Below are 16,305 nucleotides of genomic sequence, written 5' to 3'. Positions count from 1 at the left end.
ATAAAAATTCTGTATTAATGCTCTAGAGCTCTAAACTTTTCGCGTAAATGGTTACGAATACCAATCGCGGTGATATTCAGGGCGATAATTACTGAAACCAGTAAGAATGCCGTGGCATATACCAGCGGACGCGCCGCTTCTACGTTCGGGCTTTGGAAACCAACATCATAAATGTGGAAACCTAAGTGCATAAATTTTCTATCTAAATGTACGTATGGGAAGTTGCCGTCTAGTGGCAATGTAGGCGCCATTTTAACCACACCCACTAACATAAGTGGCGCAACCTCGCCCGCGGCACGTGCAACCGCTAAAATTAATCCAGTCATAATCGCTGGGCTGGCCATTGGAATAATAATACGCCATAAGGTTTCAGCTTTTGTCGCACCCAGTGCTAATGAACCGTGGCGAACAGTACTTGGAATACGTGATAAACCTTCTTCTGTTGAAACGATAACCACAGGTAAGGTTAAAATCGCAAGGGTCAATGCCGACCATATCACACCTGGCGTACCAAAAACGGGGCTTGGTGATGATTCAGGGTAAAATAATTGGTCAATACTGCCACCCAACATGTAAACGAAGAAACCCAGACCAAATACACCGTAAACAATAGATGGTACACCCGCAAGGTTGATAACGGCGATGCGAATCATCTTCGTGACAGCATTTTTGGCTGCATATTCGTGCAAGTAAATTGCCGCAACCACACCAAATGGCGTCACAATAACGGCCATCAGTAATACCATGAACACGGTACCGAAAATCGCAGGGAATACACCCCCTTCGGTGTTTGCTTCGCGCGGATCGTCTGACACAAACTTACCTAGCTGTACAAAGTAATGACCTAACTTAGCAAAGAACCCCATGTCATTTGGGAACCACACATCAAGCACTTGATAAAGTGGTAATGTAACAACCTCACCGCGCATATCTTTTACGGTTACTTGGTCACGCTTTGCTTCTTTGCGTAGCGCAAAAAGTTGTTTTTCAAGTACCGAGTATTCTTCACGTAGCTCAGCACGGGCAGCTGCCAGCTCTGCAACACGTTCATCGGTAAGTTCATTATCAAGCTGATACGCTTTTTCTTTTAAACGTAAGCGCTCAAGTTCGTAGTTAATGTGACCAATGTCGCCATTTTGCAGATCAAGTGCTTGGTCATTTAACTCAACAGCACGCTCAACAAGATCATAGAGTACGTCTATTTTGTTCTCTGTGATAACTTCGCCGTCTTTAATAACTTGGTCAACATAGCCGTAAAAATTACCATTTTTACTGCGCTCAAATACGGCAAGTTCAGCCGGCGCTGTGCGTGATTTGATATCGGTTTCTAATACCCAACGGAAATCTAAATCAACGTATTCACGGTTACCGGTTTTAATTAATAAACGTTCTAACTGCTCTTTGTCGTAATGAGATAAATCAACGCCTGTTGCCTCAATACGTGACTTTGCAACGAGCTCACGATCATAAACTTCACCAATCACAGTTTGTTTTGCAACTGAGCCTTGTAACTCAAGTTGAATAACTTCTGATGGCCAGAAAAAGCTTAAACCTTTCCAAGCAATCATGGCTAACAAACCAAGAACTGAGATTAAACTGATGCTCACCGCACCACCGGTCATCCAAATCCAAGGAGAACCAGACTTAAACCACTGCTTTACCATGTCGTGTCTCTCCACCTACATTGAACTGTATTTATCACGCAGTTGCTGACGAACAAACTCAGCCACTGTGTTGAAAATAAATGTGAATATGAATAGTACAAACGCTGCTAAGAATAGAATGCGATAATGCGAGCTGCCTACTTCTGACTCTGGCATTTCAACCGCGATATTCGCTGCAAGTGTTCGCATACCTTGGAAAATACTCCAATCCATAATAGGCGTGTTACCTGTTGCCATAAGTACAATCATTGTTTCACCCACTGCACGGCCAAGACCCATCATCACTGCGGAGAAAATACCTGGGCTTGCAGTAAGAAGAACCACACGTACCAGTGTTTGCCATTGTGTTGCACCGAGTGCCAGTGAACCATTCGATAAATGTTTAGGAACACTGAACACCGCATCTTCTGCAATCGAGAAAATAGTGGGGATAACCGCAAAGCCCATCGCAATACCGACAACGAGCGAGTTACGTTGGTCGAATGTCATGCCTAATTCATTGGTGAGGTACTGACGAACATTACCATCGAATACCCATGATTCAATTGTGCCACTCATCGCAAATGACAACCAACCAATAAACAGCACAACCGGAATCAATAAGATTGAGTGCGAACCTTCAGGCACACGGTGACGAATAGAAGCTGGCAGCTTATTCCAACCAAATGCAGTCAGTAAGATACCAATCGGTAGTAACAGCAGTAAGCCCACAATCGCTGGTAAATGCTCTTCAATTAACGGCGCTAACCAAAGACCGGCTAAGAAACCCAAAATAACGGTCGGTAACGCTTCCATGATTTCAACGGTTGGCTTTACGACTTTACGCAGCTCACTCGACATGAAGTATGCGGTGTAGATAGCCGCAGATAAGGCAATTGGTACCGCAAATAACATCGCGTATAGTGCGGCTTTAATGGTACCGAATGAAATTGGCACTAACGAGAATTTAGACTCAAAATCATCACTCGCTGAAGTTGACTGCCAAATGTATGCAGGTTCAGGGTAACCTTCGTACCAAACCTCTTGCCATAATGCAGACCACGTTACTTCTGGGTGCTCATTATGGATTTCAATCACTTTCAATGCATCATCAGCAAGAATAAGTGCAGCATTTGAACGCGGCGCAATTGCGAAATTATCAATTGGGCCGTCACTGACTTTACCTTGCCACAGCTTTGCTTCACTGGTGGTGTAGTAAATGCCTAGTTCGCCATTGGCACCCGCAGTAAAGAAAGTGCGGCGATAGAATTCAGTGAAAATACTTAACTTTGATTGTTTGCTGGTTTCAAACGCGCGAATTTTTTGAAACTCACGGCCTTCGTCGGTATTCACCTCAAACCACTGCGAAACTTCGCCATTATCATTGGCAAGCATCAATGAGTTTGCACCGGCAAGTAATTGCGTAGAAACGAGGTTTGCGTTTTCTTCGTTTGCAGCAAGTACTTGAATAAGCTCTACCTCAGACGGATAGCGCGTATCGTAAACATAAATTTGGTTAGCTGAGCGAATAAAGGTGCGCGTCGTATCTGGCGACATTAATAACTCATCAACACGGCCATCAATATCAAGCTCTGTGCGCTCAACGCTCCATTCAACTTCGCCAGTGAACATGTTCTCTTCAGCTAAAAAGCTGCTAAATAAAACACGTTTATCCGCAGTTAACGCAACCACCGCGGTTTTATCTTCGTAATGGCTAAATGCAAACTTCTTAATGGCAGCGCCTTGCTCATCAACTTCTAACGCCACTTTACCCAGAGGGTAATCTAAACGAGGCGTTAATTGACGCTCATTGTTAGGGAATGTGACCAAAAACTTCGGCACCACAACCATAACAGACCCGTTTTCAAGGCCATAAGCGTATTGCCCTTGAAAAGGAGCTGAGCTTGCAAAACTGCTTACATCACTGGGGAGTTCAGTGTTAAGAGTGGTGATTTTTTTACCGAAGTGTTGTTTTTCAACATTGTAAAAATCAACCGTGCCTTTTTCGCCTAGTAAAAAGGCAACTTCGGTTTGTTCTTCAATACCGAGCCCAACAATTTCTGACGCATTTTGTAGTTTTACACTGTTACGTGTCTCTACTTTTGCTGATTCAAAAATAGGTTGAACAACATAAAGAAGGTAAAAGAAAATTAGTAACAGCGCGACAAGCACCATTACACCACCTGCGGAAATACCCCACTTGGCAAACCGATCTTTAAATAGACGGCTTCTATCCGTATGAAAGGTCGGTTTATTCGGATTGGAAGTCATCAAAACACCCTTAAATCTTAACGTTGGGCGCATTATATTTCACCAAGATGACAGTATTGTTACAAACGTCATATTTCAGTGTAATAAAACAGGTATTTTAGATACGGGGTTTATCCCTAAAACATGACCAAAATACTACCAAAAACAATACTCTAAGAATGCCAAAGGAATTAAGCTAACAATTTGTTATCGCTAATTTTTTATTACTCTATGGAAAAAATTGGACAAACGTTAAATCAGCATTAATACTCAATGTGACTTATTTTTTTCAATAATAAGAATCATCTTAACCCAACGCCTCCTTCCTTTTTTGCATTTTTCAGAGGCTTTTTATAGAGAATTAAATATGAAGCAGTTAGTAATTACTATTTTAGGTCCCGATAAACCGGGCCTCGTCGAAGATATTTCAGCCACGATTTTAAGCCATCATGGCAATTGGTTAACCAGTAACTTAAGTCATTTAGCGGGCCATTTTGCGGGCATTATTGAAGCCGCAGTTCCTGAAGAACACTTGCAAGAATTGCAAGATGCGCTGCACAGCTTACCGCATTTAGAGGTAAGGATTGAGCGCGGCACTGATACCTTACCTGACGTGCCTTCTGAAGAAATTAATTTTGTGATCACCGGTAACGATAGACCAGGCATCGTGCAAGAGCTTGCCAGTGTCATTCGCCACAAAGGCGCTAACATTACGCATCTCAATTCAAAACAACAGAGTGCGCCAAATTGGGGAGTGCCTATTTTTAGCGCGGTGGCCACCGTTGCGCTACCAGTGGGGATGAACAAAGACGAAGTCATCAGTGCGCTTGAATCGATTACCACCGATCTTATTGTTGATATAGAAGATGCTTAATCAACGACTATAAGGGCACAAATAACCCTTGATACCTAACGACGTGTCACATTAGTGACACGTATGTCACATAACCGTCATCTGCATCCTCTATATTCTAACTAGCCAGAAACGTTGGAAAAACAGATGAACGCAAGTCACTCCTCTTCACACGCCGTCACTTACTTTGCCAAAGAGCTTAGTTGGCTGTCTTTTAATGAGCGCGTACTGCAAGAAGCAAAAGACAAGTCGAATCCAATCATCGAACGAATGCGCTTTTTAGGGATTTATTCAAACAACATGGACGAATTTTTCCGTGTGCGTGTCGCCGATGTTAAGCGTCGTATTCTACTTAACAAACTGCCTGACGCGAATTTTGAAGAAGACGAAATACTGTTACAGCAAATACAAAAAAAAGTACTGCAACTAGGTAAGAAATTTAATCAAATTCATAAGGATATTTTAGCCGACTTAAATGAGCACAATATTCATGTTGAATTACCCGAAAAGTTAAGCGAATTCCATTTAAACTGGCTAGAAAAATTCTTTCACGACAGTGTATTGCAACATATTTTACCTATTTTGATCACTGAGAAAAAAGACTACTCCGATCAAATTAACGACACAATGACCTACTTTTTTGTCGAAATGAGTACGCAAAAAAGCCATTACGCAATGCTTGAAGTCCCTACCGACCGAGTGCCGCGTTTTATTATTTTGCCGCCAGAGAAAACCCGTCGCCATAAAACCATTGTGATGCTGGATGACATCATCGCTTATTTTATTCGCGATGTGTTTAGCAGCTTTTTTAGCTTTGATGATATTCAGTGCTATGCAATTAAATTAACCCGTGATGCTGAGTACAATCTAGATGATGAACTTGAAGAAGGGTTGCTCGATAAAATGTCGAAGGGGCTAAAACAGCGGATTTATGCAGAGCCTGTACGCCTTGTTTATGATGAAAGCATGCCCGATGACATGCTCAGTGTCATGAAAAAACGCCTCAATATAAGCCAACATGATGCGCTTATTCCTGCAGGACGCTATCGCAATTTTAGAGACTTTATCGCCTTTCCGAATGTGGGTCGCCAATACTTAGAAAATAAACCATTGGTGGCGTTAAAAAGTGCTGCATTTAATCAGTTTTCAAGTGTGTTTGACGCGATTTCAGCACACGATATTTTACTCTACTACCCCTATCACACCTTTAATCATTTATTAGAGTTTGTTCGCCAAGCTGCGTTTGACCCTGATGTTACGCAAATTAAAGTAAATATATATCGCGTTGCGAGCCAATCGCGCTTAGTGTCAACGCTAATTAATGCTGCAAAAAATGGCAAGCATGTCACAGTTATGGTTGAGTTAAAGGCGCGCTTTGACGAGCAAAATAATATTGAGTGGGCGAAAACGCTGAGTAATGCTGGGGTTAAAGTTATTTTTGGTATTCCCGCATTAAAAGTGCACAGTAAATTGTGCGTTATTCACCGTAAAGAAAAAAACACCGTCGTGAAGTATGCTCACATTGGGACGGGGAATTTCCATGAAAAAACCGCAAAAATTTATACCGACTTTAGCTTATTCACCAAACACGAGGGGATCACAGAAGAGTGTGACAGCGTGTTCAAATTTATTGAAAGTAGCTACCGACCTTTTCATTTTGAACATTTAATGATTTCGCCTGTCAATGCGCGCGAAACGATTATGGCGCTCATTGATGATGAAATAGCCCTCGTAGAGCGTGGAAAACAGGGCCGTATTACCTTAAAAGTGAATAATTTAGTTGATAAGCAGCTTGTCGATCACCTTTATTTTGCTGCAAGACGCGGTGTTAAAATACGTATTATCGTTCGCGGTATGTGCTCATTAGTCCCGACAACCACCAGTGCGCATGACAATATTCGTATCATAAGCATTGTTGACCGATTTTTAGAACATCCCAGAGTGATGGTGTTCCATAACAATGGTGATGAAAAAGTCTATATTTCCTCTGCCGATTGGATGACCCGAAATTTAGACCATCGTGTCGAAGTGGCTGTTCCTATTTTTGATGCAAAACTTAAGCAACTCATTATTGATATTCTTGAGCTACAGTTTAAAGACCGAACTAAAGCACGTTTGATCGACAGTGAGCAGAAAAATCACTATGTTCGCCGAGGTAATCGCAAGAAAATTCGCTCGCAAATTGCCATCTACGATCACTTAAAGAAATGGGAAAGTAACTATAATAATGAATGATTATCCTTCAATTGCTGCAGTAGATTTAGGCTCAAACAGTTTTCATTTAGTGGTCGCAAGAGAAGTCGATGGCTCTTTGCAAATACTCCATAAAGAAAAGCAGCGGGTTTATTTAGCAGATGGCTTAGATGATAAAAATCATTTGAGCCAAGCGGCAATCGAACGCGCTTTAGCTATCCTTAAGCAGTTTGCAGCCACATTACAGGACTTTCCACTTGAGAACGTGAAGGTTGCCGCCACGTATACACTAAGACGTGCCAAAAACATTCACTCGTTTTTAACCCAAGCCAGTGACGTTTTTCCATACCCGATTGAGGTCATTTCAGGACAAGAAGAAGCGCGCTTGATATACCAAGGTGTCGCGCATTATATTCATCATGATAATAATCGCTTAGTCATTGATATCGGCGGTGGAAGCACCGAATTAATTATCGGTAAACACTTTAAGCATCGCTTACTTTCAAGCCGAAACATGGGGTGTGTCAGCTATACAAAGCAGTTTTTTGCTGATGGACAAATTAATGCCAAACGCTTCGCGAAAGCACAAATACGCGCAGAGCAAGAGCTTGAAGTTATCTTTGCGAACTACATCAACACAGGTTGGCAGTCTGTCGTGGGGACATCGGGTACAATAAAATCAATTTTGGCAATGATTAATGCAAATGACGCAGAGCAAGAGCTGATTACTCTTGAAAGACTGCATGAGCTTAAAACGCAATTTATTGCCGCTAAACAGATTCAAAATTTACACATTGAAGGTTTAACACCTGAGCGACAAGAGAGTATTTGTGGTGGGCTCGCGATTTTAATTGCACTCTTTACGCTTTTCGACATCGATGCGATGCAATACAGTGACTTTTCACTGCGTGAAGGGCTCTTGCATGAAATGCAGCAAAAACTCGCACACAAAGATATTCGCACCAATACCATTCATAATTTAAGCGATCGCAATACCATCGACAAAGAACACGCAAACCGCGTATCTAGCACCGCTGAATGGTTATTTGAACACGTTAAAATACCTTGGCAGCTCAGCCATCCCGATTTTTTAAATTTACTTAATTGGGCGGCACAGTTACATGAAATAGGGCTGGGCATAAACTCATCTGGTTTACATAAACACAGTGCCTATATTGTGGCAAATAGTCAGCTTCCGGGCTTTACACAGCAACAGCAAACGCTACTCAGCTGTATGATCCGCTTTTACCGTAAAAAGATTCGTTTAGACCAATTTCCCACTTTACACACAGTGCAACACCATCAAATTTTACAGCTGATCGTGATTTTGCGTCTTGCCGTGCTTTTAAATCAAAAACGCACACCAGATCAAGGCGTGTCGTTAACGGTAACGGCCAAGCAAAATAGCATGTTCTTAAAATTCAACGACACGTGGCTGAAGGAACATACTTTGCTTTTGGCCGATTTACAGCAAGAACAAAAATACCTTAAAAAAGTCGGCTTTTTGCTCGATTTTCATTAATGATACCGCTCTGCTTAATTAGTGGTCTATTTTGAGGCAATAAAACCGCGTTGATAACAAGGCTAAAATGTCGTTATTTAGTTGTTCTCGGCCATTGCTCTTGCATTGCATTGCTCTGCATCCATGCAGTCGTAAATCAGACATTTTTAACGCAGGTAGCAACTGGTTTAATCACCCAAAATGATTAAGTATTATTGCGGATTAATGGTATTACATATCCCTATGACGATTAGCACTTTGCATCATTTGCTTTAAGCCTTGATGCTCAAGTTCGAGTAAGCGCTCAAGCTTTTCAATCGTGTCTTGGGTTTCTGCTCGCGAAACAAGGTACTCGTATAAATCGATCACCTTTTTATGTTGAGTTGATAGGTAAACTTGAATGGCTGTTTCGTCTATTTGCTGATCAGTGCTGATGTCACTGAATGTGATCAGTTCAGGGTTGTCTGCAAAGTATTCATAACAGTAAGTATCAAGGGTGTTTATTTCGGTAATGGCTTTAAAGCCAACCAAATCTTCGGCGAGCTTTTTCTCATAGTTGAGATAATACTCCACCAGCATTTGATTATGTTCATCCAATAAGTCTTTTACACTATGGAAGTTGGCCGCCATTTGGGTGTGAAATAAAACGGTCCAATCATAAACCTGTTGTATTGTTTTAACTTGCATGTGCATTCCTTATTAAAGTCAATTTAATAAATAAATGCATAAATCAATCCAGATTAAAAACTCTTTTAAATCAATAAATAAACTGTGGTATGTGTAACCTGTACGCAAAAAGAGCGTACAAGTTACACACTGGCTGTAAAATTTATAGGTCTCGTTTACGCCAGATAAAATACAAAGCAGGTAGCACCAGTAAAGTCAGTACCACGGCACTGAACATCCCACCGACCATAGGCGCAGCAATTCGGCTCATTACCTCACTGCCGGTGCCAGTACCGTAAAGCACCGGTAACAAACCAATTATAATAGTGGCTACGGTCATCATCACAGGTCTAACCCTTAATCCTGCACCATTGATGATTGCTTGGCGAAGTTCAACGACACCAAAGTGCTCTGCTTGCTGTTTAGCCTCGAGATAAGCTTGGTTAAGATACACCAGCATGATCACCCCTATTTCTACGGCAACCCCTGCAAGCGCAATAAAACCAACCCCGACAGCAACAGAGAAGTTGAAACCTTCGATATACATCAGCCAAATACCACCAATCATCGCCAGAGGAAGTGTTAGCATGATCATCGCCACTTCAATAAAGCTTCTAAAGTTAAGGTATAACAGCACCACAATGATAGCGAGCGTTAGCGGTAGCACATAACTCAATTTAGCTTTAGCGCGCTCCATGTACTCGTATTGACCTGCCCACGTAATTGAGTAGCCAGCAGGCAACTCTAGCTGCTCATGCAGTGCCTTTTGGGCACGCTCAACATAGCTGCCGATATCACTGCCTTCAATATCAATTAAACTCCAGCCATTGATTCGCGCATTTTCGCTCTTTATCCCCGGAGGACCGTCTTCGATAAAGACATCAGCCACATCAGCCAGTGCAATTCGCTGCCCACTTGCAGTGACAATAGGCAGCAGCTTGAGCTCTTCTGGCGAATCACGGTAATCTTGTGGATAACGTAAATTAACCGGGTATCGCTCTTGTCCTTCAACCGTTTCGGTTACATTCATACCACCAATTGCAGTTGCCACAACCTGTTGCACATCGGCAATGTTAAGACCATAACGTGCAGCCTTGTCGCGATTGATATCCACTTTAATATAGCGCCCACCCGCTACTCGCTCTGAATACACAGACGCAGTACCCGGTAAGTCTTTTAATATCACTTCAATTTGCTCACCAATTTTTTGTATTTCACTCAGCTTAGGGCCCGCTACTTTAATACCCACTGGCGTTTTAATACCGGTGGCAAGCATATCGATACGCGTTTTAATCGGCATAACCCACGCATTCGTTAAGCCGGGGAACTTCACTAAGCTATCAAGCTCTTTTTTAAGCTTTTCGGTTGTCATTCCCTCACGCCATTGTGATTTAGGCTTAAGCTGAATAAAGGTTTCAATCATGGTGAGTGGCGCAGGATCAGTGGCTGTTTCAGCCCGCCCCACTTTACCAAAGACACTCTCGACTTCTGGCACACTGGCTATGAGTTTATCGGTCTGTTGTAAGAGTTCTCGGGCCTTACCGATTGAAATACCCGGATAGGTTGTGGGCATATACATTAAATCCCCCTCATCAAGCGGAGGAATAAACTCACTGCCAATCTTATTAACCGGATAAAAACCGACTACAGCCAAAATGATAGCCATCACTAGCGTGGTTTTTGGCGCTTTAAGAACCGCATTTAATAACGGTTTATAACTTGCCACAAGTAAACGGTTGACTGGGTTCTTTTGCTCAGAAATAACTTTTCCGCGAATAAAGTAACCCATTAACACCGGCACTAAGGTTATTGCTAAGCCAGCGGAGGCTGCCATGGCATAGGTCTTGGTGTAAGCAAGCGGAGAGAACATACGCCCTTCTTGTGCTTCAAGAATAAACACCGGCATAAAGCTGACAGTAATAATTAATAAACTAAAGAATAATGCAGGGCCCACTTCTGAAGCCGAGTCCATCACCACTTGCCAACGGTTTTCGTCGGTAAGTGGGGTTTTTTCCATGTGCTTGTGCATGTTTTCGATCATAACAATCGCGCCATCCGTCATTGCGCCAATCGCAATCGCAATTCCCCCAAGTGACATGATATTGGCATTAATACCTTGCCAATACATAACCACAAATGCGGTTAATATGCCCATTGGTAAAGTAATAATTGCCACAATTGATGACCGAATGTGAAACAAGAACACCACACACACCAGGGCTACAACGATCAATTCTTCAATCAGTTTTGAGGTCAAATTATCCAGCGCTTTGGTGATTAAGTTAGAGCGGTCATAGACAGGCACAATTTCAACGCCCTCGGGTAAGCCTTTTTTCAAAGAGTCTAACTTTTCTTTTACCTGTTTAATTGTGGCTTGTGCATTTTCACCAAAGCGCATCACAACAACGCCCCCAGCCACTTCGCCTTCACCATTAAGCTCAGCAATACCGCGGCGCATTTGCGGCCCTAATTTTATATCGGCAACATTGCGAAGCTGCAGCGGTGTGCCGTTGGCATTAGTCCCCAACGGGATAGCCTCTAAATCGGCCACACTTTTAATATAACCGGTGCTTGATACCATGTATTCCGCTTCGGCCATTTCAACAACAGAGGCACCTCGCTCCTGGTTACCTTGCTTAATTGCTGTTTGAATCAGGCTCAGAGGAATGCCATAAGCACGCAGTTTATCGGGGTCTACATTGACTTGGTATTGCTTAACCATGCCACCGACCGATGCAACTTCTGACACCCCTGGTACAGTTTGCAATTCAAACTTTAAAAACCAATCTTGTAAGCTACGTAGCTGACTAATATCGTGCTTTCCTGTTTTATCAACTAATGCATAAAGGTAAATCCAACCGACCCCTGTTGCATCGGGACCAAGCTCTGGTCGAGCCGACTCGGGTAAGCGAGCACTCACTTGACTTAAGTACTCTTGCACCCGACTGCGTGCCCAGTATAAATCGGTGTCTTCATTAAATATGACGTAAACATACGAATCGCCAAAAAATGAAAAGCCCCTGACCGTTTGTGCCCCTGGTACCGAGAGCATAGCGGTGGTAATTGGAAACGTTACTTGGTCTTGCACTACTTGTGGCGCTTGCCCGGGGTAGGATGTTTTAACGATGACCTGTATGTCAGATAAATCAGGTAGCGCATCAACTGGCGTATTCTTCAAAGAAAAAATGCCAAAGCCTGCCAGCATGACGGACAGCAGTAATACAAAGAAACGATTACCGACTGACCAGCGAATGACTGCTGCAATCATTTCATCTCTCCTTGCATTGGATGGCTTAAGGTCATGATGTCAAAAATCATAAATTCACCCTCTACCAGCTTAAACGTGAAATGTACTTCGTCATTAGGTTGTAGGTGTGATAAATCGATACGCGGCGAAAAATGAAACTCCACGGTTGCTGCCTCACGGCCCCATTTTGGAATTGCTTCACGGCTGATCACCGCGGTTCTGGCTTTGCGATCAATACTGTTGATCACCCCATTGACCATGGCACTCTCGCTATCAGGCTCTTGCATACGCATAAAGTCAGAGCTTTTGCTTGATTCGGAGTCAATCAAGAATTGCGCTGATGTCACCACGTTATCGTCTTTTAGTAAGCCTGATAAAATTTCAATGTCGTGATTATCACTGCGCCCAATGGTCACAGCGACGGACTTAAAGCGCCCTTCACCTAAATCAACCACCACTCGGTCTTGGCTACCTGTGCGGATCACCGCCTCTTTCGCTATCACTATCTGTGGCTCTGTTGGCTTAGCCGTAATACTGACCTCAGCAAACATATTCGGTTTTAATAAGCCCTCATCATTCACAAACCTGAGGCGCACACGTAATGTACGGTTTTTCTCATCGAGGGTAGGATAAATATAATCAACCTTGCCGTGCCATTGACGGCCCGGTAAATAATCTAAGGTCATTGTTACAGGCAAACCTTTACTGATAAGCCCTGCTTGGCGCTCGAACACTTCAGCTTCAACCCATACTTCTTCAAGGTGAGCAATACTCATCATGGTTGTGCCGGGCTTCACATAAAAGCCTTCTCGAATGTTTAGCTCATCCAGTACACCACTTTGCTTGGCATAAAAGGTGATGTTTTGTCTGACCTTCTGACTTTGCTCTAAGCGCTCAATAAAATCACTCGATACATTTAATGAGGCCAAACGCGCTTTGGCAGCACGAATAAGCACACTATTATTGCGCTTTAGGGCAAGTAGTAACTCTTCTTGCGCATTCACCAACTGTGGAGAATACAAGGTATAGAGTGGTTCACCTTGCTTTACTTGATCACCCGCAGCTTTCACGAACAGCGTTTCAATCCAGCCTTCAACACGTGGATGAATATGCACTAATTGATCTTGGTCGTATTGCACGTAGCCCACAGTATCAACGGTAGTTTGCAGTGACTTAAAACGTACCGGTGCGGTTCTAACACCTAAATTGTTGACAACGGCAGGTGATATTCTAACTGTTCCGGGGCTGTCTTCGGCGCTGTTTTCTTCATATACAGGGACTAACTCCATGCCCATTGGCGACAATCCTGGCTCATCACGTCGGTAGTTGCTATCCATGGGAGCAACCCAATACAGAGGTTTCTTTTCTGCACTTGGCATAGCGGAATGATCAGCAGTAGAAAGCTGATTTACTACGGTTGCCAAAGCGGCACCCACTGCCAAAGCCACTCCTAATTTAACGGTATTATTCATGATGTGCTCCTTGGCTGTGTGCTGCATTAATTTGGCTGTCTTTTGCTGCTGCGTAATAATTTAAACGTGCCAGCGTAATTTGTGTGTCGATATCGATATTTAGGGCATCTATTTTTGCATTTAACTCACTGATACGAGCACGCATGACTTCTGAAAAGTCCCCATCATCATTGGTATATGCATTTAATGTGGCTTCGGCTTGCTCTGCCATTTGTGGTAAAAGCTGCTCGACATAAAGCGCTCGACGTTGGGCTAGGCGACTTAACTGGCTAAGCTCTTTAAAGTATTGACCTTGCAGTTTTTGTAACGTGATTAGCTTTGTGGTTTTAACTGCTTCAGCATTTGCAATAGCCGCATTGACTTGCTGATCTTGGCGGTTATCTGTAAATAAGGGTAAATCAACACTGACCCCTATCGAGAATAAATCGGCGCGCGAACTTCCCATCGGCGTATCATCACGATAACCATAGCCAACATTCATACCAAACTGTGGCTTATAGGCTTCTTTTGCCACTTCGATTTGTGTGCTTTTTGCACGTAAGGCATGCTCAATAGCCACAACAGCAGGATGCCCCATAAGCACTTCGGTCACGCCTGTTGGTTGCATATTTTGGTATGGCATTAAAGCCGCCACATCACCATTATCACTGCTGACAGGGCCACTTAGCATGTCAATTGGCAACCACTGTGCTAAGCGCTTTTTCGCACTATCGAATTGCTGCTCAAGCATCACCAATTTATCTTCTAAGCGTGTAAGCTCTAATTGAGCACGAATGATATCTTGCTGGCGCGTAGTCCCTAAAGAATTTGCATAGCTTGCTTCTGTGATATCAATCAATTGGTTGAATAGCGCTTTATCTCGGTTAATTAATTGGATACTTTGCTGAGCTCGGTAGGCATTTAACCATGCTTCAGTAACAATAGCCTTTACTTGCGCTTGTCGGTCTGCACGTTGCCATGGGTATTGTTCGGCCGATTGCCTTAACGCTTGCTGCTGTAATGCCAAGCTATCACCGCGGCTAAACTGTTGTGATAAACCCACTTTGAATTGCGTCATACCCTCTTGGTCAAAGGCAAAACCATCCGTCGGTAAATTCATTAGCCCTACCGTCAGAACAGGGTCTGGCAAGGTGCCTGCGGCAATACTTTGCGCTTCAATTGCCTCTTGCTGATATTTGTTTGCTTGTAGCCAAGGCTCATGCGTCAGTGCGTATTCAACCACGCCATTCAGTGTCAATGGATTAGACTGAACCATACTGGAAGTCGTTACTAATACACCAAGGCAAAATGCCTTTAAAAATTTGCTGTGAGTCATCACATGCTCCACTAAAATTCTAGAAAGTTAAAAAACAATAGAGTTAGGGGCAGAATGGGTTGTAAAGCAGCGCTTAGCTGAATTTTTGACAGACCTATCCTGCTTAAGCAGTAATAGGTGGGCGATATAAAGAACTTATAGGGTAGCTGCGTTGGCTAACATTAAACAAACGTACTTTTTCAGATTGTTTGTTAGCATTCATCACTGGGTTATTAAGAGGAAGGAGTGAATGCGCAGTACACGCATTAAATGGACACGCACAGTCGGCACTGTCCATGGTATCTTCATGACAACAGTCCATGTCAGACATGTCGTTATCATTGTCCATATCGGCATGATGATTCATAGCCATTGAAGCATGCGGCATGTCGCAGACCATTGACACAGACGCAACTGACTGACTCACAAATGTGAGCAGCATCATGGCTATTAACATATAGCTTGAAAGTCGCGTCATCAACATACCTTAAATATTAATCGTGTAAATTGTAGCCTGAAAATTACGCCAACTACAAGGGTTTCTCTATTTTTATACTGCTACTAGCGGCTATTGCAAATAAACAGTAGCCAGTAAAATACCAAAAACCCACCCCCAGCTCTGCGTGCATTTTTATCAACTCACCCATTTGACCATCGGCATTGCCTGCTAAATAAGCAACGATTAATGCAATGACAAACACATCAACCATACTCCATTTGCTGAGTTGCTGAATAAGTTGACCGAGTAACTGCTTAAATTTATTCACGGGAAGAAAACAATACAGTAACTGCATCAATAATTTTATTGCCGGGATAACAATCGAAAACACCGCAACGAGTACCGCTACTAAGTAGTTTTTATTGTTAGCAAGCTCGTTCACAGTGCCCCAAATACTGCGCGTTTTTTTGTACGCGTCTATTTCGCCTTCAAGCTTATCAAGACCTAACATACTGGAGGCCATCATCAATACGCTGCGCGTATTTCTGTCACCTTCATCTGCTAACATTTCAATGCCTGTTTTAGCTAACTTAGATTTATCTATTTTACCTTCTAACGTGAGAACGGGCTGAGTAACCCCTGGGACAAGTAAAGCGAGGGCAAAAATAATCGTCACAATTGGAAATATTGAACGCATGGTATAAAAACCTTATCCACTAACAGTGCGAGCATAATAACCAACTCAAT

General features: G+C 42.9%; 11 protein-coding genes. 3 read left to right on the top strand and 8 right to left on the bottom strand.

Going from position 1 to position 16,305, the window contains the following annotated elements; all coding sequences use genetic code 11:
- Window positions 1-14 precede the first annotated feature (14 nt).
- Together pstA and LPA49_RS14410 are read right to left on the bottom strand one after the other, a co-directional pair.
- Window positions 15-1,664, bottom strand: a complete 1,650-nt coding sequence (pstA, locus tag LPA49_RS14415; RefSeq protein ID WP_036973315.1) for a phosphate ABC transporter permease PstA — start codon at window positions 1,662-1,664, stop codon at window positions 15-17.
- Window positions 1,665-1,679: 15 nt separating this feature from the next.
- Window positions 1,680-3,914, bottom strand: a complete 2,235-nt coding sequence (locus LPA49_RS14410) for an ABC transporter permease subunit (RefSeq protein ID WP_065979566.1) — start codon at window positions 3,912-3,914, stop codon at window positions 1,680-1,682.
- Window positions 3,915-4,260: 346 nt separating this feature from the next.
- Here LPA49_RS14410 and LPA49_RS14405 point away from each other — a divergent pair, with 346 nt between their 5' ends.
- The 3 genes from LPA49_RS14405 to ppx all read left to right on the top strand — a co-directional run bounded on the left by LPA49_RS14405 (window position 4,261) and on the right by ppx (window position 8,461).
- Window positions 4,261-4,767, top strand: a complete 507-nt coding sequence (locus tag LPA49_RS14405; RefSeq protein ID WP_036973316.1) for a glycine cleavage system protein R — start codon at window positions 4,261-4,263, stop codon at window positions 4,765-4,767.
- A gap of 126 nt (window positions 4,768-4,893) precedes the next feature.
- Entirely contained in the window at window positions 4,894-6,981 is a 2,088-nt protein-coding gene (gene ppk1, locus LPA49_RS14400) for a polyphosphate kinase 1 (protein ID WP_065979567.1), read from the top strand.
- A complete protein-coding gene (gene ppx / locus LPA49_RS14395) occupies window positions 6,974-8,461 on the top strand; it encodes an exopolyphosphatase (RefSeq protein ID WP_230236872.1) in 1,488 nt (495 codons plus the stop codon). The genes ppk1 and ppx overlap by 8 nt, the downstream gene beginning before the upstream one ends.
- Before the next feature lie 210 nt (window positions 8,462-8,671).
- Here the strand turns inward: ppx and LPA49_RS14390 are convergent, their stop codons facing one another.
- The 6 genes from LPA49_RS14390 to LPA49_RS14365 all read right to left on the bottom strand — a co-directional run bounded on the left by LPA49_RS14390 (window position 8,672) and on the right by LPA49_RS14365 (window position 16,255).
- A complete protein-coding gene (locus LPA49_RS14390) occupies window positions 8,672-9,127 on the bottom strand; it encodes a hypothetical protein (RefSeq protein WP_036973319.1) in 456 nt (151 codons plus the stop codon).
- Window positions 9,128-9,269: 142 nt separating this feature from the next.
- Window positions 9,270-12,374: an efflux RND transporter permease subunit gene (locus LPA49_RS14385; protein WP_036973320.1), complete on the bottom strand. Its 3,105-nt coding sequence runs from the start codon at window positions 12,372-12,374 to the stop codon at window positions 9,270-9,272.
- A complete protein-coding gene (locus LPA49_RS14380; protein ID WP_036973321.1) occupies window positions 12,371-13,825 on the bottom strand; it encodes an efflux RND transporter periplasmic adaptor subunit in 1,455 nt (484 codons plus the stop codon). Before LPA49_RS14380 ends, LPA49_RS14385 begins: the two co-directional genes overlap by 4 nt.
- Complete coding sequence (locus LPA49_RS14375; RefSeq protein ID WP_230236869.1) at window positions 13,818-15,140, bottom strand: TolC family protein; 1,323 nt, start codon at window positions 15,138-15,140, stop codon at window positions 13,818-13,820. The genes LPA49_RS14380 and LPA49_RS14375 overlap by 8 nt, the downstream gene beginning before the upstream one ends.
- Before the next feature lie 103 nt (window positions 15,141-15,243).
- Window positions 15,244-15,597 (bottom strand): hypothetical protein, encoded by a 354-nt coding sequence (locus LPA49_RS14370; RefSeq protein ID WP_065979572.1) that lies wholly within the window; start codon window positions 15,595-15,597, stop codon window positions 15,244-15,246.
- A 52-nt stretch (window positions 15,598-15,649) separates the two neighbouring features.
- Window positions 15,650-16,255: a paraquat-inducible protein A gene (locus LPA49_RS14365; protein WP_036973324.1), complete on the bottom strand. Its 606-nt coding sequence runs from the start codon at window positions 16,253-16,255 to the stop codon at window positions 15,650-15,652.
- Between the last annotated feature and the right edge of the window lie 50 nt (window positions 16,256-16,305).

Source organism: Pseudoalteromonas sp. MB41, assembly GCF_020966275.1.
Classification (GTDB): Bacteria; Pseudomonadota; Gammaproteobacteria; order Enterobacterales; family Alteromonadaceae; genus Pseudoalteromonas; species Pseudoalteromonas lipolytica.
The sequence above is the reverse complement of the archived record's forward strand: the minus strand, read 5'-3'. Positions and strand labels throughout refer to the sequence as shown.